Source organism: Paenibacillus beijingensis, from assembly GCF_000961095.1.
GTDB classification, from domain to species: Bacteria; Bacillota; Bacilli; order Paenibacillales; family Paenibacillaceae; genus Paenibacillus_O; species Paenibacillus_O beijingensis.
In genome coordinates this window covers 3,379,316-3,401,650 of sequence record NZ_CP011058.1, presented here as the reverse complement: position 1 = coordinate 3,401,650, position 22,335 = coordinate 3,379,316, and the positions used below count along the sequence as shown (strand labels likewise).

The 22,335-nt window shown below is 54.4% G+C and carries 22 protein-coding genes; 5 read left to right on the top strand and 17 right to left on the bottom strand.

From position 1 onward, the window contains the following. Window positions 1-273: 273 nt before the first annotated feature. Both VN24_RS15360 and VN24_RS15355 read right to left on the bottom strand, forming a co-directional pair. Window positions 274-1,230, bottom strand: coding sequence for a DMT family transporter (locus VN24_RS15360; RefSeq protein WP_045671108.1), 957 nt, complete (start codon window positions 1,228-1,230; stop codon window positions 274-276). A 96-nt stretch (window positions 1,231-1,326) separates the two neighbouring features. Continuing rightward, window positions 1,327-2,166: a helix-turn-helix transcriptional regulator gene (locus tag VN24_RS15355; protein WP_045671107.1), complete on the bottom strand. Its 840-nt coding sequence runs from the start codon at window positions 2,164-2,166 to the stop codon at window positions 1,327-1,329. Between the two features lie 133 nt (window positions 2,167-2,299). On the opposite strand from VN24_RS15355, the gene VN24_RS15350 reads away from it, so the two are divergent. Next, a complete protein-coding gene (locus VN24_RS15350; protein WP_045671106.1) occupies window positions 2,300-2,896 on the top strand; it encodes an isochorismatase family protein in 597 nt (198 codons plus the stop codon). Between the two features lie 216 nt (window positions 2,897-3,112). Here the strand turns inward: VN24_RS15350 and VN24_RS15345 are convergent, their stop codons facing one another. From VN24_RS15345 to yyaC, 8 genes are all read right to left on the bottom strand, one after another. Continuing rightward, the gene (locus tag VN24_RS15345) at window positions 3,113-4,093 is read right to left on the bottom strand and encodes a cation diffusion facilitator family transporter (protein WP_045671105.1); all 981 of its coding nucleotides are present in this window, start codon (window positions 4,091-4,093) and stop codon (window positions 3,113-3,115) included. Window positions 4,094-4,662: 569 nt separating this feature from the next. Beyond that, entirely contained in the window at window positions 4,663-5,514 is an 852-nt protein-coding gene (locus VN24_RS26400; RefSeq protein ID WP_052702984.1) for a PilZ domain-containing protein, read from the bottom strand. 50 nt (window positions 5,515-5,564) lie between these two features. Beyond that, complete coding sequence (locus tag VN24_RS15330) at window positions 5,565-6,647, bottom strand: HD-GYP domain-containing protein (protein WP_045671104.1); 1,083 nt, start codon at window positions 6,645-6,647, stop codon at window positions 5,565-5,567. Window positions 6,648-6,773: 126 nt separating this feature from the next. Beyond that, window positions 6,774-8,441 (bottom strand): histidine kinase N-terminal 7TM domain-containing diguanylate cyclase, encoded by a 1,668-nt coding sequence (locus VN24_RS15325; RefSeq protein ID WP_045673349.1) that lies wholly within the window; start codon window positions 8,439-8,441, stop codon window positions 6,774-6,776. A 158-nt stretch (window positions 8,442-8,599) separates the two neighbouring features. Further along, a complete protein-coding gene (locus VN24_RS15320; RefSeq protein WP_045671103.1) occupies window positions 8,600-9,793 on the bottom strand; it encodes a class I SAM-dependent methyltransferase in 1,194 nt (397 codons plus the stop codon). Window positions 9,794-9,816: 23 nt separating this feature from the next. Then, entirely contained in the window at window positions 9,817-10,482 is a 666-nt protein-coding gene (locus VN24_RS15315; RefSeq protein WP_045671102.1) for a DUF6483 family protein, read from the bottom strand. Between the two features lie 72 nt (window positions 10,483-10,554). Next, window positions 10,555-11,394 (bottom strand): alpha/beta fold hydrolase, encoded by an 840-nt coding sequence (locus tag VN24_RS15310; RefSeq protein WP_045673348.1) that lies wholly within the window; start codon window positions 11,392-11,394, stop codon window positions 10,555-10,557. A gap of 51 nt (window positions 11,395-11,445) precedes the next feature. Continuing rightward, entirely contained in the window at window positions 11,446-12,051 is a 606-nt protein-coding gene (gene yyaC / locus VN24_RS15305; protein WP_238590705.1) for a spore protease YyaC, read from the bottom strand. Window positions 12,052-12,242: 191 nt separating this feature from the next. On the opposite strand from yyaC, the gene VN24_RS15300 reads away from it, so the two are divergent. Further along, window positions 12,243-12,470 (top strand): DUF1128 domain-containing protein, encoded by a 228-nt coding sequence (locus VN24_RS15300; protein WP_045671101.1) that lies wholly within the window; start codon window positions 12,243-12,245, stop codon window positions 12,468-12,470. Window positions 12,471-12,606: 136 nt separating this feature from the next. Here the strand turns inward: VN24_RS15300 and VN24_RS15295 are convergent, their stop codons facing one another. The 4 genes from VN24_RS15295 to VN24_RS15280 form a co-directional block, all read right to left on the bottom strand. After that, window positions 12,607-13,071, bottom strand: a complete 465-nt coding sequence (locus VN24_RS15295; RefSeq protein WP_148505254.1) for a hypothetical protein — start codon at window positions 13,069-13,071, stop codon at window positions 12,607-12,609. 220 nt (window positions 13,072-13,291) lie between these two features. Next, window positions 13,292-14,884 carry a UDP-glucose--hexose-1-phosphate uridylyltransferase gene (locus VN24_RS15290; protein ID WP_045671100.1) on the bottom strand — a complete coding sequence of 531 codons (1,593 nt, stop codon included), beginning with the start codon at window positions 14,882-14,884 and terminating at the stop codon, window positions 13,292-13,294. 83 nt (window positions 14,885-14,967) lie between these two features. Beyond that, window positions 14,968-15,954 (bottom strand): UDP-glucose 4-epimerase GalE, encoded by a 987-nt coding sequence (gene galE, locus VN24_RS15285; RefSeq protein ID WP_045671099.1) that lies wholly within the window; start codon window positions 15,952-15,954, stop codon window positions 14,968-14,970. 110 nt (window positions 15,955-16,064) lie between these two features. After that, window positions 16,065-17,237, bottom strand: a complete 1,173-nt coding sequence (locus VN24_RS15280) for a galactokinase (protein ID WP_045673345.1) — start codon at window positions 17,235-17,237, stop codon at window positions 16,065-16,067. A gap of 462 nt (window positions 17,238-17,699) precedes the next feature. Between VN24_RS15280 and VN24_RS15275 the strand changes: the two genes are divergently transcribed. Together VN24_RS15275 and VN24_RS26395 are read left to right on the top strand one after the other, a co-directional pair. Next, on the top strand, window positions 17,700-18,572 hold the full coding sequence (locus tag VN24_RS15275) for an AraC family transcriptional regulator (protein WP_238590704.1): 873 nt from the start codon (window positions 17,700-17,702) through the stop codon (window positions 18,570-18,572). 181 nt (window positions 18,573-18,753) lie between these two features. Beyond that, window positions 18,754-19,215, top strand: a complete 462-nt coding sequence (locus VN24_RS26395) for a YtxH domain-containing protein (protein WP_052702982.1) — start codon at window positions 18,754-18,756, stop codon at window positions 19,213-19,215. Between the two features lie 380 nt (window positions 19,216-19,595). Here the strand turns inward: VN24_RS26395 and VN24_RS15260 are convergent, their stop codons facing one another. The 3 genes from VN24_RS15260 to VN24_RS15250 form a co-directional block, all read right to left on the bottom strand. Next, window positions 19,596-21,092, bottom strand: coding sequence for a DHA2 family efflux MFS transporter permease subunit (locus VN24_RS15260; protein ID WP_045671096.1), 1,497 nt, complete (start codon window positions 21,090-21,092; stop codon window positions 19,596-19,598). 83 nt (window positions 21,093-21,175) lie between these two features. Further along, a complete protein-coding gene (locus tag VN24_RS15255) occupies window positions 21,176-21,367 on the bottom strand; it encodes a hypothetical protein (RefSeq protein ID WP_045671095.1) in 192 nt (63 codons plus the stop codon). 23 nt (window positions 21,368-21,390) lie between these two features. Further along, the gene (locus VN24_RS15250; RefSeq protein ID WP_045671094.1) at window positions 21,391-21,729 is read right to left on the bottom strand and encodes a general stress protein; all 339 of its coding nucleotides are present in this window, start codon (window positions 21,727-21,729) and stop codon (window positions 21,391-21,393) included. 254 nt (window positions 21,730-21,983) lie between these two features. Here VN24_RS15250 and VN24_RS15245 point away from each other — a divergent pair, with 254 nt between their 5' ends. Beyond that, window positions 21,984-22,304 (top strand): STAS domain-containing protein, encoded by a 321-nt coding sequence (locus tag VN24_RS15245; RefSeq protein ID WP_045671093.1) that lies wholly within the window; start codon window positions 21,984-21,986, stop codon window positions 22,302-22,304. Window positions 22,305-22,335 lie beyond the last annotated feature (31 nt).

Sequence of the window (22,335 nt, the reverse complement as noted above, 5' to 3'; positions counted from 1 at the left end):
CAGCCTGTGAAAGAGAGCGGCATCTATTTCCTGTATTGCCCGAAATCCGGCTTTTCATATCGCCGGCGGATCGCCCGGTTTAGCAACTTTAGCGTACCGGCTTATTTCAGATTCAGCTTATCGGTTTCATCCTTGCCTCAGCTGTGGCTGCTGTCGCCAACACCATTCAGGACTTGAGCCGCAGAGACAGCGCCAATACCGGGCTCACTAAAAAAAAAACCGCCATCCGTTTAGGTGGTTTCCGCATCAATTGCGATGCGGCACTCTTTCCGTTCATTCCAGCGGCGCTTTTTTTGCTTTCGAGACAAAGCTGCAGTTGTGCAGTTCCGCTCCTGCTGCCTGCTTGCCGGCCGCTTTCCCGGGCTGTTTTTTACTTGCCAGGAAGACGCCGCCCAATATGAGAACGAGCCCTGTCAGCAAGCTCCATTCGATCTTCTCGCTCAGCAGCGTATAACCCCAAATAATGGCGCTCGCCGGAATAAGATAGGTGACCATCGTCGCAAATTCAGGGCTCCCCTTTTGGACCATATAGTAGAAGAGGATGTATGCGAAGCCTGAGCCGAAAATGCCAAGGCCGACCAAAACAGCGATGTTTGCGGGCGCTGCAAGGTGCGAAGCGGTGATCGGCTCAATCGAAAGGGCGATGCTCCCGCAGCAAATGGTGGAGCAGAGCAGTGTGCCGAACGTAATTTGATACATCGACAATCCGTTCGAAAGGCGTTTGGACAGCTGCGATCCGACTCCATAACACAATGTCGTCACCATCATGCCGGTAAAACCAAGCAGGTCGACCGATACGATCGAAACCGGATTGACCCCGAGCAGGACGACGAGGCCGATGAAGGCCAGCCCCATGCCGAGCCACTGCAGCCGGTTCGTCACCGTCTGAAAGAACAGCACGCCCACAATGATCGTCCAGAGCGGCGTTGTCGCGTTCAGCACGGAGGCCATGCTGCTCGCAAGTCTCGTCTCGCTGTATGCGATGACGGTCCATGGAACCGCTGTGTTGATCAAGGCCATCACGGCCATGGGCACCCAAGGTATTTTCCCGAATTCGAAAGGCTTCCGCAGCACGAGCATAACAACCGCAATGGTCATCAATCCAAGAGCGGATCTTAGAAAAGAGATCGTCCACGGCCCAAAATCGTGCAGCAACGTTTTGATAAAGAAAAACGATCCTCCCCAGATCAGGCTGAGCAGAAACAAAGCGACAAACAGCGAACGAGGCACATGAATCCCTACTTTTTAACTAAACATTACCATTTCATGTTTTCATCCGGCAAGACCCTTTCCGGCAAATGAGCGGGAGCGGGACCGGCAATTGCATTATTCATCTGTACGAAGGAGTCTCTTCATTTTTTCTTTCGTTGGGTCATCTAAAGGAATATTTACCGTAACTTGAAGGCTGGCGGAGTCTGATGCCTGGAAAGAAAGGTGTCCGAAACGAAGAGAGCCGACCGTCGGATGGTAAAGCAATTTTTCACCTTCAGGCGTATTTAAAACGTTGTGCAGAGGCCACCATTGCCGAAATTCCTCGCTTTGCGCATTTAATGCTTCGATCATCCCGGTCCACCAGGAGTCTCCCATCGTATTTCCATAACTCGCCCGGAATTGAGCCAACCGGCGTTTCGCATTCTTTTCCCAATCGTCCCGCAGCAGCTGTTTGGCATACTTACTCGTGAATAAGCGCCATATCGAATTTCTTTCTCTAGGGGACATTCTTTCATAATCTCCAAATATAAGACTGGCCGCCCTGTTCCATGCCACGATATCCCATCGCGAGTTCGTCACAAAGGCAGGGCATTCTCCCTGTCTGTCCAAAAAATCCTGGAGCATCAGACTTACGCTGTTCTGAGGCTCATGATTTTCCGGAGGCAAATGTCCCGTTGCCAGCAAAAACAGATGCCTGCGCTCGTTGTCATCCAACCGCAATGCGCGGGTTATGCTATCAAGCACCTGTATCGATACCTGAATATCCCTGCCCTGCTCCAGCCATGTATACCAGTCCACGCTTACACCGGCGAGTACGGCAACCTCGGCTCTTCTAAGGCCGGGGGTCCGCCGTCTTCCTCCGGAAGGCAACCCCACTTGGTCCGGATTCAGGCGAGCCCGCCGGGTTCGAAGGAACTCCGCCAATTGCCTGGCTCTTTGCTCTTCCCCTTGCATCCCTTCGCTCCCTTCCCTATCTATCCTAGGAGTGACACTCCTAGGTTAAGTCCCTCTCTCGTTATACTGTACAACTGAATATACACTAAAGGAGTCAATCTTAAAAATACAAGCAGCAGCAAGGGGATATCATATGAACCCAATAGATATGGCGAGTTTTAATGCGGAGGAGAAAGAACATGTAGTGGATTGGAATACAACAGCGCTCGTGGTGATTGATCTGCAAAAATGGATCGGCAATGGGTATGCTCCCTATTCCGCCGGGCAGGTCATTGCAAACTCTGCCAAACTGGCCGACAGATTCCGTGATCAAGGAGCATTCGTTGCCCTGGTGCATGTATCCAGTAAAGACTTTAAAGATATGCTTCATCCCAAACTCGATACGGCTCCGCCTGCATTGAACCTGGTAGAGGGTTGGGATGAATTTGTTCCGGAAATCGGCAGGACAGAAACCGACCATATCGTAGCCAAAAAGCAATGGGGCGCCTTCCACGGAACAGACCTCGATTTGCAGCTGCGGCGCCGGAACATCGATACCATCGTGTTATGCGGCATTGCCTCAGGCATTGGCGTAGATACAACGGCAAGAGAAGCTTTTCAGCATGGATATAACATCATTTTTGCGATCGATGCCATGACAGGCTTTACGCAACCCGAGCATGAACATGTCCGTAATGTTATTTTCCCGCGCATTGGCCGGATTCGTACAACGGAAGAGATTTTAGCATAGGCTCTTGTTGGCAGTGGACAAAAAAACAAACGAACCGGCCAAGGGCAGCCCCTTGATCAGTTCGTTTTTTCTTGCTTGGAAGTGCGGTAAATAAGGTTAAGACTGCCCTGCGGCCGCCTTGGACATGAAACCGGCACAAGCAGCGGCTAGGAAAGTTTCTGTTACGGAATCAGCTTTCCGATCCGAAGGGCTCCAAGCCAGGGACGTATATTAACGTTATCTTTTATAGACCGGAATCCAGTTTTTCACACCGTTATCCTCAATGATTCCCAATGTCACGTCCGCGATATCGGGATCAAGCATAAGTTTGTCGCGAACTTTAAATTTAATGTCATCCGCGTCTGCCAGCGACAAGCCAGGCTTCAATTCAATCAAGCCTTCGACATGATAATATCGGCCTTCCTGAATGATGCGCATATGATTGATATCGGTGACAAGTTGCTCGGACAGAATAAGTTTCGCAATCTTATCTTCCACTTCTAATGGCGCGGCGACACCGATAAGGCCAACCATATTGTCGAATCCGACTCTAAAAGCAACGCCAATCATTAAGAAGCCGATCAGAATGGTAACTACGCCATCCAAGGCGTTGTATGAAGTTAAGGAAACAACCACAACGGCAATCATAGCCAATAAAGCGCCGGTCACGGCTACAAGATCTTCATAAAACACTAAACGTGTGGGTGGCGCCGAACGACTTACGTTTTTGAAGGAAGCTCCGATTATTTTAAGTCCTGTCGCTTCAACACGTGATTCCTTCACAATTTCCTTCATTGCTTTTATTAAAATGGCTCCGTCAATGAGCAGGTTGAGCATGAGGACGGCAATATTCAACCAGATTCCATGACTTTCTGAGGGATGCTGAATGAAGTGCCAGCCTTCCCGTATCGTTTCATACGCCATAATTGAGACAACGATTACTGCAATCATACAAAAGATATTGATCACGCGTCCAAAGCCAGTCGGGAACCGACGTGTCGGCTTTTTCTCGGCAAGTATACTTCCCGCGAATACGAAGCCCTGGTTAATGGCATCGGCCATGGAGTGCATGGCGGACGCGAACATCGCTCCACTGCCGCTGAAAGCGGCGGCTATACCTTTAACAGCCGCAATGACGGCGTTACCGCCCGCTGCGACAGCAGACGATTTGTTGCCTTTCTTGATCAGTTGGATTAACGATTCTCGCTCGGGGTCCATTTTTTCCTCCAAATTTGATTATGAATATTAGAATATGACACTAAACCGGTTATACGATGCTTCCCGAATAAAGGTTTCATCATCGGTAAACCGAAATATTCTGCTGGACAGTTCCAAAGGGGTCAACTACCGGGGCAGTCCGTGCGGACGAGCTTCTCAAACCTGCAATGATACAGTTTTTATCGATCGAAATTGATTAATCGAGAAGAAATCCTGCAAATATACAGGAATTCCAAGCTTATTTTTGCCGAACGTATGTTTGTATTATGGAAAAATGCATTTTTGCAGGAATTGCTACAAGTGGATAAATAAACAAGAAAAAAGATGTACGAACGCATGTTTTTCAATGGTTGCCTTTCTTTCCGGAGTCAGCAGAAAGCCGATTCGTATGCGCTCGGTATGCTGGGATTTGCAGCGCTATCCGCTCCAGTAGTATACGCGAGCTTCGGCTCGTGAGGCGGAAGCCCCCTCCGGCCCGAAAAAACAACAAACCTGAGGCTGCGCCTCAGGTCCATTTGCACAAGCAAGTATTTTCACTCACTTTAGCAGGAATAACGTGAACTATCCCGTTATTCCTGCCTTGTCAATTCCCTGTCTTTTCGCCGGTAATAGTCCTCTACCTGTTCCCGCAGAACGTACGCCCTCAGCGCGCGGCTGAGCGTCTCGTCGATGTCTTTAATAAGAGCGCCGTATATGCAGCCGGACGACGTCTGCTCCATCCGCATGATTTCTACCGTACAAACAAACGGAAAGCTGAGCTCAAGCTCGACCTCCACCGTTTGCCCGCACATGAGCACCGGTCCGTCACCGATCGTGAAGCTGATCCCGTAACGGCTCAAATTGCGGACCGCAATCGGAACGTTATGGGACGCCTCGCGTTTCTCCGCTTCCCGTTCGACGATTTTCTGCAGTTCTTCCTCTTCCATCAGCTTCTCCAGCCTGCCGAGCAGCTCCTGGTCGAGGCCGTCGGCCTTCAGATCGCTTGCCCATGCCTCCTTCAGCACTTCCGAACGGGTAAGCTCCACCGCCGGCACTTCCGCCGCTTCGACGCCCAGCTTCAGCCATCCCCCGCATTCGACCGGAACGCGAGGCGAGCTTCTTTTTTCGTCCCGCACCTTAAATTTGTCATGCGGAAAAAGAACCGCAACGGCCCCCGCCGCTTTTGCAATAACAGTTGTGCTCATGCGGTAAACGCCCAGTTGGGAATAAATCGTCAGCTTGACCGGTTCTCCGAGCTCGAACGGCTTGAACTCCGCCAGCTCGATTTCAATTAAGTCCCCCTCTATGTAACGTAACGTTCCGGCAGCGACATAGTCGTTCTTTTCAACGACCGTTCGGCTGCCGATGACCATCCCGGAAATTAAAACCTCCTTATCCGCCGATTCCGACTTGACGAATGAACGTATCAGTCGCTGCAGCATCACACATATCAGCCCCTTCATCATTAAGATTGACAGCGGGTGGAATTGCGTTACATTTCGTTTACAATGTTCAAATGAAGCTCTTCCTTTAAATCCAGCTCGTATGGAGCGGAAGGGGCGCTCCCGTCCGGTTCCCGGATGATCCGCACAAGCGGGCGGTGCAGGGCGACCGGGTTGTTCGCCGATACGACGCCCACCTGGCCGGAATTGAGAAGTACCGTTGTCGAAATCGGATAGATGGAAATGTGGCTGCAAAACAGCTTGATCAAGTCGAGATTAAAATGTGTGCCTCCTGCAGCAAATAAATATTCAATCGCTTCCGAAGGCGTATACCGCTTCCTGTAGGGACGAGCGGAGGTGAGGGCGGTGTAGACATCGGCCAGCCCCACGATTTGGGCGTACATATGGATGGCGTCCTTCCCGACCTGACGCGGATAACCCGTCCCGTCATAACGCTCATGATGCTGAAGGGCGCAGTGGGCGGAGAGAAGCGAAATATCGTGCTGTTTGCGGATCAAATCATAGCCCAGAACGGTATGCCGCTGCACCATTTCCTTCTCCTGCGGCGTCAGGTCGCCCTTTTTGTTCAGAAGTTCCTTCGGAACCTGCGTCATTCCGATATCGAACAGCATGGCCCCGATTCCGAGCTCTTCCAGCTGCTGGCGGTTATAGCCTTTGGCGATTCCCATCACGCCGGCCAGAACGGCCACGTTGACCGAATGCTGGAACAAATACGCGTCGGTCACATGAATGTCGCTCAGGCTGACGAGCACATCCTCGCGGGTGATGAGATCGTTCAATATGTCACGGAACACTGTACGAAACGTCCGGCCCGTCTCCGGCGACATCGCCCTTCCGCGGTTCGCGGGCAGGTCGACCAGCGAATTGACGGTTTTGTAAACGGCGCCTGCGGCCTGCTTCCGGGTTTCGTCCCGGATCGGCGCGACGGGCACGATACCTTCCGTAAAGGCATCTTCTATGTATACCATGTCGATGCCGAGCATCGTCAGTCTTTGAATAAACCGGTCGGTCAGCTCCACTCCGGCACCCAGCAGCACGTTCCCGTTTTCCTGAAAAATCGGTTTGGCGAGCCGCTCCCCCTGTTGAATGCTGTTCAAATGCACTTTTTTCACTTTGCTCTTAACCGCCTTTACCGATGCTGGCGCCCCCAAAGAGACGGGGCATAATCAACTATTCTACTAAATGGTTCGAAGCCTGACTACGATTTGGATCCCTGCCTGACAGCGAATAAAAAAGCTTCAAGCATGCTTGCGGCTGACGATGCAGTTGCGCCCGCTGCGCTTCGCTTCGTAAAGGGCCGCATCGGCCTGGGCGAACAGCTCCTGCAAATACGCTTTCGGCTCCTGAATGTTCATCATTCGGTCCGGATCCACAGTCAGAACGCCCATGCTGATCGTAATGCGCACCGGACTGCCGTCACTGGAAGAAGCGAAATAGTTCCGCTCCACGGCGGCCTTCACCTTTTCGGCCAGCTTGACCGCCTGCTCGCTCGCCGTATGCGGCAAATAGACGGTAAACTCCTCCCCGCCGTACCGGGCAAGCAGATCGCTTCTGCGCAAACAGTTCCGTACGGCGGCGGCTGTCCCCTTGATCACCTCGTCTCCCATCAGATGGCCAAACGTGTCGTTGATCGATTTGAACCAGTCGATGTCGAACAAAAAAATGGCAAACGGAACTTTATATCTGGCATTGGTCAGCATTTCGTGCTCCAGCTGCTGCATTAGAAAACGGCGGTTGTAGCAGCCGGTTAAACTGTCCGTAATCGCCAGCTGCTCCAGCATTTGGTTCGCCCGATACAACTCATCCTGTATTATGATCAGTTCCCGGTTGCGGATTTGCAGCGTTTCATTTTGCCGGTGCTTCTGCTCCACCAGCGAACGGATCTCCGAAATATCCTGGAACGTCACAACCCGGCCGATCATCGTTTTGCGGGACGTGACCACGGGAGATACATTCATCTGAATGTAACGCACCTGATTATCTTCCTTGAGCTTAAACTCCAGCTGTATTTGCCCCGGCTTCCGCTTGCCGTATTTCCGCAAAAATTCGAAGCTCTCCCCCGGCTTCACTTCCACCCTCTTTAAAAAAGCGGCCATATCGAACTTGTCCCCGATACGGGCCGCATGATAACCTTTGAGCATTTTGTTCGACTCCACGACGACATTGTATTCATCCAGCACCATCACGCCGGCCGACATCGATTGAATGACGTTGTGCTGCGCGACCTGTACAATATCAAATACCCCTTGCCTTTGAATCGCAAACACAAAATAAGAACCGGCAATCGCCAGCCCGACGGACGTAATGCCGGGTACATCCGGCAACCCGTTGTCCCATGCGACATTGACAAGAAAATCCGAAAGGATAAACAATACGAGCAGAACCAGCCCTTTAAGCGCCATGACGATCAATTTGCGGTGGCGGGGCGACGCTCCGGCCCGCAGCACCCGGTACATCAAGCTGATGGAAAAAGCGCAGACAACTAACAGTTGAAGTGACAAAAGCCAGAGGATCGGACTGTACATCAACCTGGCCGACGGGTTCACAAACGGTTGCGTGACGCTCTGCATCGGACCAAGCACAAGGGCCGCGATAATCAAGGCGGGAGCAATGATGAACAAAATCCGCATGCGCGTGATCAGGTAAGATTGTCCGGTTAATAAAAAGGTGAATATGAGCCATGCGGCGCTTTGAAACGAAATCGACAAAATCGAAACCGAAGCGTAAAAGCTTTGAAATTCGGGCCGGTCCGTCGTTTTCAGCGCAAATTGTGAAAGCGGCCACAGCATCATGAAACTATGAAAGATGAGGTACACTTTATGAAGCGTCCTAAGGTGGCTGAAAGCGAACACATAGAAAAATAAACCGGACAAAAAAACAAATAATCCGAAATCAAGCCATATCATTGATTCCAAGGTGTTCACCCTATCGTTAGGTATCCATTCCCACAAACGATACCATATAATAACCATGACCCGGACAGCAGAAAATGGAATGCGATAACGGCAGCGAAAAAAAGCTTGCGCCGGATTGGAGGCTGCTCCGATCCGGCGATTGTTGCAGCTTAGCTGCGGTGTTCCGGCAGTTTGCCGATGGCCGCGAGCTGCCCTTCCAAATAAGGTGCCAGTGCGAGTGAATCGCGGTAAGCGGCATAGCGCCGCCATTTGTCCTGTACCGACGCAGCGGCTGAGGAGTCCGGCTGTTTTACGGCGCGGATTAAAATATTTTTAGGCGTATGCTCCGGGTCAATAAATTCAAGTATTTGCGATTTGTAGCCCGCGATCTCCAGCAGGCTGGCGCGGGCGGCATCCGTGGCCAGCGCCGCAAAGCGCTCTTTCAGCAGTCCGTGCTGCAGCAGCGGGGACAACGTTTCGCTCTTGATTTGTCCGAACGCCTCATGCTGGCAGCAGGGAACCGACAAGATGACCGACGCCTCCCACTGCACCGCCTTCGCCAGCGCGGCGTCGGTCGCCGTATCGCAGGCGTGAAGCGTGACGACCATATCCGCCGACTCAAGCTCGCCGAAGCGGCCGATATCGCCCACTTGAAAGCGGAGGCCGTCAAATCCGAGCTTCTGCGCAAGGGCGGAACAGAAGGCGATGACATCCTCCTTCAGGTCGAGGCCGATCACGCGGACCGGCTTGTCCAGCTCCACCGCCAGCAGGTGGTAAAGCGCAAAGGTCAAATACGATTTGCCGCAGCCGAAATCGACAATCGTCAGCTCGCGTCCGTCCGGCAAGTGGGGAAGCACGTCGCTGACCATCTCCAGAAAGCGGTTGATTTGCCGGTATTTGTCCTGTTTCTTGGCATAAACGTTGCCCTCCGGCGACATAATGCCGAGCTCCACCAGAAACGGCGGCGCCCCGCCCGCGAGCACGCGCTTCTTCTGCCGGTCATGCGCCTCCGCTTTCGGCTTGTCCGCTGCGGTCGGCGGCTTGCGCAGCATCGCCGGCTTCCCTTTTTTGCTGAACAGCAGCTGTACGTCGGCTTCCGGAGTTTTGAGCAGCGCCTGGCGGTAATGCTTCTCCAGCTCCTCGATCATTCTGCCGGCACCTTCCGCAGGCGCGACATTCTCATGCTTCACTTTGTTGGCATAATGAAATTCGAACTGGTAATGCAGCCCGCTCTTTAGCTTTATCGGCCTTACGACCGTGCGCGGCGCCGCTGCTTCGTCCTTCCGTTTCAGCTGGCTGAACGTTGCCTGAAGCAGCTCGCCCCGGTCTACCCAGTCCGTAATGGACTGCCGCCAATCTTCCATACGATCATTGCTCCTTCTCTTTGCTACAAAGCCTTTCCTTCCGCAGCCGTCCGCAGTATATCTCCCAGCCCTTGGACGATCTCCTCGCGAGAGACGCCGCCCGCTTCCAGCTTCGCGTCGTCGTGCAGCAGCAGCCTGCGGTAGAAATCTTCCGCTTCGCCCGCTTCAGATACCCCGTCCTCCAGACGCTCATAAAGCATATTTTCCGCCTGGTCGAACCTTCCCTGATCTTCCAGCCATTTCGTCAGCAGCTCTTTCGTGGCTGCGGGAAGCTCGTAGGCGGCAAGCCGCTCCAGCAGCTTGTCCGTTTCCGCGGCGGGATCCGCCAAGGCCGGCTCCGAGCCCATCAGCGACAGACGCATAAACAAATGAAGCGACCGCAGACGCAGCTGGTACGCCTGCGTTTCATTCCCCATCTCTTCGTATATATCGGCTTCCTCTTTAAAAAGCAGCGCAACCGCCTGCAAATTTTCTTGTTCCGGGATCCCGTTCGTCGTCATGAGCGCGATCAAATCATCGTCGGCAAGTCCCCGCAGCAGCCTGGCGTTCAGCCGGAACTGCTTTTCCAGCAAATCATCGATGACGAGCAGCGCTTCCTCTTGCTTTCGCTGGCTGCGCAAACCCATCACTTGCCCCATCGCTTCACTCATCTGACCGATCATCCGCATAAAGTAATCCCGCTGAAACATCTTTCGAAACCTCCCGATATACGGCGGCAACCGCGAAACTTTTGTTTAACCCGAAATCACGAAATCACGAAATCACGAATTTCCCGGCTCATTCATAAACTGCCGAATGATCGCGGCCAATTCCTGCGGTTCTTCGATCATGCCCATATGACCGCTTCCTTCCAGCACATGCCGGGCAATGGAGGGGCGTTCCACGAGAAACGCCTTCTCCGGAGGCACGATGCCGTCCTCGCTTCCGGCGACGATGAGCACAGGCAGCGCCGTTTCCTCAAGCACATTGATCCGGCCGGGGCGTTCCTTCATGCCGAGCGCCGAAGCGGCCGCGCCGCCGGGGTCGGTGCCGTAGCCGATTTCTTTGACCCGCTGCACCGCTTCCGCCATCGAAGCCTGATGGACAGGCGCAAACAGCTTCGGCACCAGCCCGTCGACAAACGGCTCCATTCCGCGCTCCTTAATCGCCGCGGCAGCTTTATCCCGGTTCCCCTTCGCCTCCTCGCTGTCGGGCAGCGCGGTGGAGTGAATGAGCCCGAATCCTTCCAGTCTGTCCGGATAGTGCCCGGCAAACGCGAGCGTAATATAGCCGCCGAGCGAATGGCCGAGCAGCAGCACGGGACCGGGGTCCAGCATGTCCAGCAGCTGCGCGATATCTTCGGCGAAATCCTCGATCCGGTACTTGTCGGCTTTCGGAGCCGACGAATTGCCGTGTCCGCGTAAATCCGGCGCAATCATCCTTACGTTCTTATCCATGCAGGGCAGCAGCTGTTCCCAGTACGCCGAGCTGCCGCAATAACCGTGCAGCAGCACGATCGTGCGGGAAGGGCCTCGTCCTGCCGACCCGCGTCCGCTGTCCATATAGGCCAGCCGGGTGCCGCCTGGAAGCGTTAACGTATGATTGGCAATCGATCGGTTCATCGTATCCTTCATCCTCTCCTGACAGATATCGGCTGGCTGGAGCATAATAAGTTATTCATGACTGCTATCCAAAAATTCGAACGATTCCATGGCGGGGGAGTTCCCCTTGCCATGCCGGCCGCCCCATACGCGGGCAGCGGCTCTAACAACGGCGCGGGCCATCTGCAGAACGTAATGCAGGGAAGTCGTCTGGATAATCCAGTACGGCTTATGCCCCTGCGCGCCGACTACGACCGCGACGCTGTAGTCACCAACCCTCGGCAGCTTTTGCCCGACCGCTTCCCCCGGCTGAAGAGGTCCGTTGCGCACGAGGTACAAACCGACCGATTCGGCCCGGCCCAGACAAGCGTCGATGGCCACGATGGTCGTTCCGATCCCCTTGTAAGCGGCCAACACGCTGCTCACCTTGTCCGCATCGCACGGCTGCTCAAGCGTTCCGATGACATTGGGGAACCCTTGCGCCTTCAGCATGGAGCCGACCAGCGGGCCCAGCGCATCGCCGGTTGAGCGGTCGCTGCCGATGCAAAGAAAGACGACCTGATCCCGCTCCGGGAAGCTGGCCGAAATATGCTCAAAAAACAAACGCAGCCCTTCTTCGTCCACTCTGGACCATGACTGCCCGTCCGGCAAACGGTTCTCCTTCGATCCCTGTTTCACGATGCTCGTACCTCTTTTTCGAACGTCTTTGTCGATCTTTATCTTTATGTTCATTGTAACGGAATTTCACATCCGCTTCAATTTAACCCCGCGCTTTCGGCAACCGCCGCTTCGTGTTACAATCGGGGGAGAAAACAAGGCTTATGCTTGCGAAGCGTTTTTGCTAACGCAAAAACTTAAGGAGGATTCTCATGACGAACTTGAACGAGCCGACACGGCAAAATATTGAACTGATGATCGAAACGATTAAAACCCGGCTGAAAATGGCGACCGCCGCCGCAATGCAGGCGTCCCATTTCAGCATCGATAACTATGAAGACATTAAAGACCTTTACGATGTGGTAACGTCGAAGTCAAATTTCAGCATCAGCGAAGTTGAAGCATTGGTTTCCGAGCTCGGGAAGCTGCGTAACGTATAATTTTTTTACAATTATTTTCAATTAAACATGATTTTTCGACATTTCCCCGCACTCCAACAGCATGCAAAAAACAATAATAAGACCGGGAATCCCGGTCTTATTATTGTTTCGGTGTCCTCGGCCATACGGCGAGCATTTAAGCCCCCGGCTCCTCTTCCATCTTTTCTTCTTCGGTAACGGCCTCGACGGAAAGCTTGATGGCGACCAGTTTTTGCTCGCCTTTCAAAAACTGCGCCAATCTCTCCAGCTTGTCCGCCAGCTCCGGGCCGGTAAGCGACACATTCAGCTGGTAGCCGAATTGATCCGCCGGCACCTTCTGATTCTGCAGCCCGTAAGGGGATCCCGCTTCCCCGGAACGGTCCAGACCGTATGGGGCGCCGTTCATAATTTGCTCCGGATAAAATTTGTCGGACTTGTTTACGACCCGCTCGTAAATACGAAGTTTCTTGAGCAGCATATAGTACTGGGCGGAATGTTTAAAGCCCCACGCTTCGCGAATATCCTTTAATGTATAATCCATTTTCCAACGTTTCAAGTTTTCAACCTGTTCATCGGTGTTCAATTGCAAAAATTCATCCAAAGGCATAATTTGCGTTTTCAACGGATTCCCTCCAGTAAATTGTATTGTGAAAAAGCTATTTTCATAATTATAATTATATATAAAAAAATACCATAATTCTTGCTCTGGTACAAATTATTTTTGTTCTAAAATTAAATTTCACAAGCAGAAACGGCTGACGCCGTCTTAATGTGCGACCAAAAAAAATCCGACAGAAAGCACATTTGCTTCCCATCGGATTCGAAAAGTTACTTCTTATTCATTATTCAACGGCCGCCTGCAGGCCGAGCGATATCATGAACCGGCGGAACGACTGCGCGCCCGCTTCGGTCCGTTTGTACACGCCGGCATCGCCCAGCACCTCCAGAAATTTGGCTCCGGCGCCGTTTTCGACCGCGGCCAAAGCCGCATCCGGCGCTAGCGCTGCGCCAAACTGTTCCATTAGATGCGCGATCCAGTCTGCATGCAGGTGCAGCGGGTGTGCGGCGTCCGCAAGCGCCCGGGCATCGTAGGAAACCGCCCCGGACAAATAGTCCGAAATCTGCTCCAGCTCAAGCTTCAACCGTCCCGGCAGCACCGCCAGCCCCATTACTTCAATTAGGCCGATATTTTCTTTTTTAATATGATGCAGATGCCGGTGAGGATGAAAAATGCCGTCCGGGTGTTCGTCGCTGGTCCGGTTGTTGCGCAGCACAAGATCGAGTTCGTAGACGCCGTTATCGCGAATCCGCGCGATCGGCGTAATCGTGTTGTGCGGCGTCTTAACGTCCCCTTGATCCGAAAAGGCGTAAATATCCGCCTCGGGATCGCTATAGGCTCGCCACGAATCAAGGATTTCGCCGGCCGCCTTCAGCACCGCCGCTTTGCCGCTGCCGGACAGCCTGACCACCGACATCGGCCAGCGGACGATGCCGTAGCTTACGCCGGGATGTCCCGGATGCGTAAATTCCGCTTCGACAGGCGCTTTTTCCATCGGAAACCGGTGGCGTCCCGCCTGAAAATGGTCATGGCTCAAAATCGAGCCGCCCACAATTGGCAGATCGGCGTTCGAGCCGATGAAATAATGCGGGAACTGCTCGACGAAATCAAGCAGCCGTGCAAAGGTGAGCTGCGAAATCCGCATCGGCTCGTGCGCGCCTTTGAAAATAATGCTGTGCTCGTTGTAATACACATAAGGGGAATATTGGAAGAACCAGTCCTCGTCCCGCAGCTTCAAAGGGAGCACGCGCAGGTTTTGCCGGGCGGGGTGATCGGGCCGTCCCGCGTAGCCGACATTTTCCTTACAGAGCAAGCATTTCGGATACGAGGCCTTCGGCAGCGTCTTCAGCAGCGCAATTTCCTTCGGATCCTTTTCCGGCTTGGACAAATTGATCGTAATTTCCAGGTCTCCGTACGGCGTCGGCTGCTGCCAATATTTATTTTTGGCGATCCGGTCCATCCGGATATAATTGGAATCGATGTTCAGGCGGTAAAACGCGTCCGTCGCCGCCTTCACGCCGCTTTCTTGGGCGGTGCGGGCGAAATTCGCCGCCGTCTCCGACGGGCGCGGCATGAGCAGGCCCATAATGCGGGCATCGAGCATGTCGCGGTACGTTGTCGTATTATCCGGGATCAGACCGATTGCATAGCCGTAATCGAGCAGCGGCTCCAGCAGCTCCGCCAGACCGGCCGGCCCCGCCCCCTCGTCCGCCTCCTCGTACGGCTGCGTGAAACCGAACAGATCCAGCAGCGCATTGCGCGCCGAATCGGTGTCCAAAGGCTGCAGCAGCTCTTGCCGCCGGCCGAAGCGGACCAGCTTGTCAATCAGCGTCTGCGCCTGCTTAGCGCTTGGAGATTGTAGATGTTGCTGCGTCATAGAAAAACTCCTTCCTAATCGTAGCGGCCAAGCGAGGCGGCGGAAGCCGGATTGAAGCGGTCTCCTCCTATTGCCGGCCGGTGTTAATCGTCGTAGCCTTGCGGGTTGGACGAATGCCACTTCCACGCGCTGAGAATAATATCTTCGAGCTTGTTCCGCGTCGGATTCCAGCCAAGCTCCGTGCGCGCGCGTTCCGAGGAAGCGACCAGCACTGCGGGATCCCCCGAACGGCGCGGCTCCACTACGCTCGGAATGTCGCGTCCGGTCACCTCGCGGGCGATGTCGATCACCTGCTTCACCGAGAAGCCTTGACCGTTGCCGAGGTTGTAAACGGCGCTTTCCGCACCGCCGCGCAGTCTGCCGACGGCCAGCACATGCGCTTCCGCCAAATCGCTCACATGAATATAGTCGCGGATGCACGTTCCGTCCGGCGTGTCGTAGTCTTCGCCGAATACCGAAATATGCGGACGCTGCCCGAGCGCCGCCTGCAGCACGATCGGAATGAGATGCGTTTCCGGCTGATGATCCTCGCCGATACGGCCGCTTTCGTGAGCGCCCGCCGCGTTGAAATAACGGAGTGAAATATATTTAATGCCATGGGCGATATCGAACCATTTCATCATTTTTTCCATCGCCAGCTTTGTTTCGCCGTAAGCGTTCGTCGGCAGCGTGCGGTCATGCTCGCCGATCGGAACGTTCTCGGGTTCGCCGTATGTCGCCGCCGTGGAAGAAAATACGATTTTGCCCACCTGATGGCGGTTCATCGCTTCCAGCAGGCAAAGCGTACCGTAGACGTTGTTGTGGTAATATTTTCCCGGATCCTTCATGCTTTCGCCGACAAGCGAATTGGCCGCAAAGTGAATGACGGCATCGATATCATTTTCTGCGAATACGCCTTCCAAAAAGTCCGCGTCGCGCAAATCGCCGACGTAGAGCTTGCCGCCAAGCACCGCACTCCGGTGCCCCTGCTGCAAGCTGTCCACCACGACAATATCCTCGCCGCGCTCAAGCAGAGCCGCTACTGTGTGGGAGCCGATATATCCTGCTCCGCCTGTAACCAATACCGCCATATGAAGTTCTCCCTTCGTTACCTATCTTTGTGTATTCCGGATTTTTCCGGTCTAGTCTATTATAGCGAATCTCGCAAATTAAGCTTCACAAAAATAGGTAAAGTTATGCGTCAGACGAGTTTCTCCGCTCCGTTGCCGATAGAACAAACATAGAAATCGGCGGTCAGCCCCGTGGCAATGCTGTACTTGCGTCCGACTTCTTCACGGAAACGTTCGATGCTGTCCTCATGCACGAGCGATACGGTGCAGCCGCCGAAGCCGGCCCCGGTCATGCGCGAGCCGAGCACCCCCGGCACCTCGCGCGCCGCGTCCACCATCGCGTCCAGCTCCGCTCCCGTCACCTCGTACAGGTCGCGCAGCGAGTCGTGGGAGCCGTTCATCAGCTGCCCGAATGCGGCCAGGTCGCCTCTTTCCAGCACGTTCATCGATTGGCGCACGCGTTCGATCTCTTCGACGACATGGCGCGCACGGCGGCGCACGGTCTCATCCTTAATCAGATGGGCAAATTCACCAAACTGCTCCGGCGTCAACTGGCCGAGCAGGGTCAGTTCCGGAAATTGGGCGTTTAGATCGCGCACCGCCTGCTCGCACTCGCCGCGGCGCTCGTTGTACTTGGAGTCGACCAGCCCGCGCCGCTTGTTCGTATTGCCGATGACGAGCTTGTAGCTGCCGGAGTTGAACGGCACATGCTTGAATTCGAGCGTGTCGCAATCGAGCAGGATGGCATGGTCCTTTTTCCCGTTTGCAACCGCGAACTGGTCCATAATACCGCTCTTGACACCGTTGAATTCGTTTTCAGACTTTTGCGAAAGTTTGGCGATTTCCACCCTGTCTACGGGATATCCGTCTTCTTGAAGCAGCGCGTACGCGGTCACCACTTCGATCGACGCCGAGGAGGAAAGTCCGGCTCCGTTCGGAATTTCACCGTGATACAGCAGGTCGAAGCCGCTCTTCTGCGGGCTGCCGCTCTTTTGCAGTTCGAGTGCGATGCCTTTGGGGTAGTTCATCCAGTCGTCCGCCTCGTTATATTCGATCCCATCGAGCGGGATATGTTTATGCAGCTCAAAATTGGTGGACGCGAGGCCGAGCAGATTGTCCCCGCGGCGGCGGATGAGCAGCGTCGTGCCGAATGTAAGCGCACCCGGAAACACGTAGCCACCGTTGTAATCGGTGTGCTCGCCGATCAGGTTCACCCTGCCGGGCGCATGATAAATGCGGATTCCTTCCGCGTCTCCTCCGTAAATGTTCACAAACCGCTCTGTCAGCTGCTTTAAATCAGCCATTGTCGTATCACGTTCCTTTACGGCATATTTGCAAAATCCGCTGTTGCTGCTTTCAGTATAGTTGAAATCGCCGCCGAGCAAAATGGCGGGATGTGTATACGATATGGATTTATGTGACTTTTCGGAGTTACAATAGAGAGAGAAAAAGGAGCGCTGCGCATCCGCGGAAGTGAGGTGAAGTGAGGCCGCTCCGCTCGTCTTCACCGCACGTTTCAAGCATCCAGGGACAAAAGCGCCCGCTCCGCTTCCTATTTCACAGGGAGGAGCAGAAGTGACGGCGCGGCTCCGCGAGCTTGCCGCTTTAATGTGAAAGAAGACATTACCGTTTGTCGATGACGTCCTGCAATTGAACGAGCGCGGTCCACGGCGCTGCGCTGACGCATGAGAGGCGCCGAAACAAGCGTATGATTTGGTAAGACGTCATTCGTACAGAATATGACAAAGCGAAAGAAGGACGGTCTAGTGGCAAAGAACGAAACTAATCCGCGCGAAACATATACGGTCTTCTCCAATCCCGATTCCGCCGCGAGAGAGCGGCTGAACATTTTGTTCGCGGGCGAAAGCCAGACGGCACCCGGGCACCGGCTCGGCCCCAAAGTGTTCGACTATTATTTGCTCCATCACGTGCTCTCCGGACGCGGCACGTTTAGATGCGGAGACAACGAATACGAGCTTCGCGCCGGGCACTCGTTCCTGATCGAGCCGGAACGGCTGGTCACATACGCGGCCCACGCGGCCGATCCGTGGCGATACAAATGGGTCGCCTTCACCGGTCCCGGTGCTTCCGAGCTGGTGGAAGCGGCAGGACTGAGCCTGCTGCGTCCCACTGCCGACACCGGAAGAAGCAAGCGCGTCGGCGTCTATTTGGAGCGGCTGATGCGCGCCTTCCGCAGCGGGGGAGGCGGCACGCAGCTGCTGGCGCCCGGCTATCTTCATCTCGCCTTCGCCCAATTTGCACAGCTGCTTCTGGCCCCTGGATCCGCTCCGGCGGGCTCGCGAGACGAAGGCAAAGAGACGGTTCAGCAGGTGATCCATTATCTTACGACGCAGTATGCGGAGCCGCTGTCCATCGAAGCGATGGCGGATTCGCTCGGTTACAACCGCGCTTATCTTTCCCGATTGTTCAAAAAGCATACCGGCGTTACGCCTGTGTCGTTCCTGCTCCGACTCCGCATCGACAAAGGCAGGCAGCTGCTGCGCGAGAGGCAGGAGCTGACCGTGGAGCAAATCGCCGCTTCCGTCGGACTGCAGGACCCGCTCTACTTCTCGAAGCAGTTCCGGCGGTTTCACGGCGAATCACCGAGCGATTACCGCGAGGCGATGCGCAGCTTATAAGATAGCAGTCGCTGCTGCGGGTCGTGCACAATACCCGCCGCGGATATGGATGGCCCCTGCTCCTTTCCGCTTCGGGTCTTTTGCTGTTAATCATTTCCGCTCGTTTCAATAAAGGGACAGCTGTTTATATAACAATATCAAACGATATTTATAACCATAGATATAAAGGAGATGACGGACAATGGCTAACGAAACGGTTTCGAAAAATAGCGGTCTGCTTAAAGGCGTTTTGATCGGAGGCGTCGTCGGAGCGGCTGCAGCGCTGCTGTTCGCACCTAAAAAAGGCAGCGAGCTGCGGGCGGATTTGGCGAAAAAGACTTCGGATGCGACCGATTATGCCAAACGTCAGGCGGGTGTCATTGCGTCTCAGGCGAAGACGACGGCGGAGCTGGCCGGCAAGAAGGCGGCCGAGATTACCGCCAAAGTTCAAGAGCTTGCCTCCAAGGCGAAAACAGCGGCAACGGAACAAACCGACGCCATTAAAGAAACGGCCGTCACCGCGCTCACCGAAACGAAAGAGGCCGCAAGCAGCATAAAACAGCACGCCCAAGAGGCGGCAGCGGAATCTTCGGAGCATCTGGACAACGCGAAAAATGAGGCTAAAGACAATCTGTCGCCGATAAGCGCCTCCGTCCGGGAGTAACCTGCGACGGCATACCCCTTGAACGACGGCGCCCCCTGCTCAGCAGGGAGCGGCCGAATGAGAGCTCTGAGCCGGGCGCTGCTGCGGTTGGGAGCGTTTGTATCATCCGGGAGCGCACCCGCTCCAAAGGAGCGATTCGCTGCTGTGCACGAACCGGAGCCGGCCTATTTATGGCTCCGGTTTTTTTGCGCTGCCTCAGCCGCTTTTTCAGTCCTGTGAATCGTTAACAGCCGAGCCGACGGCTCGATTGTGGAAGCCGATCACGTTATCTATGCAATCGGATACGAGCCGGAAGAATAGCGGGGCCGGTTGATCAAGGCGGAGATGCAGCGGCATCCGGCAGAATGGCAGCCCATGCGCTTCCCGCTTTGCACCGCTCCTCACTTGGCAGCGGCGACGCTCTTCTGCGCAGCCGAAGCCGGCTCCTTTTGCGGCGTCGTCTTGCGGATAAAGAAGGCGAGCGCGAGGGCGAAGACGGTAATCCACGTGGCGATCATAAAAGCGTAGTTGATGCCGTGGATCGTCGCCTCCTGCGTAATTTGCGCCATCTTGGCCGTATCGGTCGGCTTCACGCCGCCCGAAGCCATCATCTCAGCCGCGCGGTGCTTGGTCTGGCTGCTCATGACCGACACGAGCAGCGCCGTGCCGAGCGCGCCCGCGATCGTGCGCAGCGTGTTGTACATCGCCGTACCGTGCGCATTCAGACGCTGCGGCAGCTGGTTCAGCCCCGCCGTCATAATCGGCATCATCAGCATCGAGACCCCGAACATGCGGGCGGTGTACATCAGGATGAGCTGGGTGTACGTCGTCGTATCGGTTAAACGGCTGAACTCCCACGTCGTTACGACCGTAATGAACAGGCCGGTTACCGCTAGCCAGCGGGCGCCCACTTTATCGAAGATCCTCCCGGTGATTGGCGACATAATGCCCATCAATATCGCTCCCGGCAGCAGCAGCAGGCCCGCGTGCAGCGGGGTGAAGCCGCGGATGGTCTGCAAATAGATCGGCACCAAAATCATGGCGGCAAACAGTGACATCGTTAGTGCGACGTTAATGATCATCGTCAGCGAAAACATGTCGTATTTGAATACGCGGAATTCCAGCATCGGCTTCTCGATGACGAGCTGCCTCCACACGAGCAGAATGAGGGAGACAGCGCCGACAATTACCATCATATACACCGTCCAGCTGTTCCAGCCGTCCGTTCCAGCGTCGCTGAATCCGTACAGCAGACCGCCGAATCCGAGCGTGGACAGGATGATGCCGGGAAAATCCAGCTTCGGCTTGGAAACCTCGGTGATGTTCCTCATCGTAAATAGGCCCAAAAACAATGAAACAAGCGCGATCGGAAGCACGACAATAAACAGCACGCGCCACGATTGATGCTGGATAATCCACCCGGAAAGCGTCGGACCTACGGCCGGCGCAAAAATCATTGCAACCCCCATCAGCCCCATCGCCTGACCGCGCTTTTCAATCGGAAAAACGGTCAAAAACACGACCGTCATCAGCGGCATTAGAATGCCCGCACCGGCTGCCTGGATCAAACGTCCGATCAGCAAGACCGGGAAGCCCGGCGCCGCAATGCATACGACCGTACCGATTGAAAATAAAATCATGGAAGCAATAAACAACACCCTCGTTGTGAAACGGGCCATCAAATAGGCGCTGACCGGCACCAGTACGCCGTTGACAAGCATGAAGCCCGTCGTCAGCCATTGGGCCGTATTCGCTCCGACGTCCAGATCAAGCATCATTTTCGGCAGCGCCACATTGATGAGCGTCTGATTTAACAAAGAGACAAACGCGCCGATAAGAAGAGCCGCAATCAGCGGCCCTCTCTTAAAAGGCACCGTCCCGGTTGATGATGTATCCATTACAGCTGTTCCACTCACTTTCTTATATTTAAACGAGTCTTACGACTCCAATAAATTTTACCTCTTAATAATTTTGACGTCAACTAATTATCCGTTAACCAAATATCGCGGGCTCCGCTTGCTCGCAGCACATCTTCCGCGCTTTCCAAGCGGCCCGGAGCGGCATCTCCGTCCCGGTTCGCGTCTGCCTCGGCGATCACGACGAGCGCGCCCTCCTTGATGGCGTCACGGCATTTTTCCGTATCGCTTCCCTGCAAACCGAGCGCCTGAAGCACACGGTCGTAATCGCTCCCGGCACTTAGGATGTCCGCCGCAAGAATACTTCCGGCGAACGGTGCCCATCCCCCGAAGACATGTTGGTCCCCGCGAGATTAAGGGCCACTCCCGCCGCGACATAGCTGCCCGTCGCTCCGGGCTCTGCCGGGAGGATCCCGTCCTTGCGGTCGCTGCTGCGCGCTTCCGCTAAATCCTGCAGCTCATCGGCATGAACGTCCGTTTCCGATTCGACGCGCCGCGAATGCTCGTTATCTTTGGCGATCACTTTCAGCTCATCGCGTGCGAATCCTTGATTGCGAAGCTCCTCCAACGCCTGAATCGCTTGCTCTTCCCGGTCAAATACGGCAATTTTTTTACCCACCTGCGCATTCCTCCTTATATCGGGACCCAGCCTTCACCGACTTCTCGTTAGGATGCCCTTCGGCCCGTTAAAATTTTCGGAAACGATTGTTACCCTTCCTTAACCCGGCCTGCTTGAATCAAACCGGAAAAATAGATATTTCGGGCAGGCTTGTTTAAAAGGATTTTGATCCGGTTATAGAATATTGAGTATAGGTATGTAGTACTAATTTTTCCGTTAATCAAATCTCGGACACGTGACCAGGAGAGGAAAACATGAAACAGCAGGAAAAATTCCAATTACGCACCGAAACCCAAGAAGGACGGTGCCTCGTTTTTCTAAGCGGAGAACTGGATCTTGAATCCGCTTCGCAGCTGCGCGCCGCCATGGCTCCCCTCGTGGAGCTGGCCGACCGCGAGCTCGTTCTCAACTTGAGAGATCTTAAATATATCGACAGTACCGGCATCGGAATTTTTGTATCGGTGTTGAAAGCGCGTCACGCCAAGCAAGCGCCTTTCGCGGTCGAAGCAATCCCTCCGGGAATACGAAAACTGTTTGACATGACGGGGATTACTCCTTTTTTGACCAAATCTTAAGATCAAAAGCCGAGAAAGGATCGAACAAGCG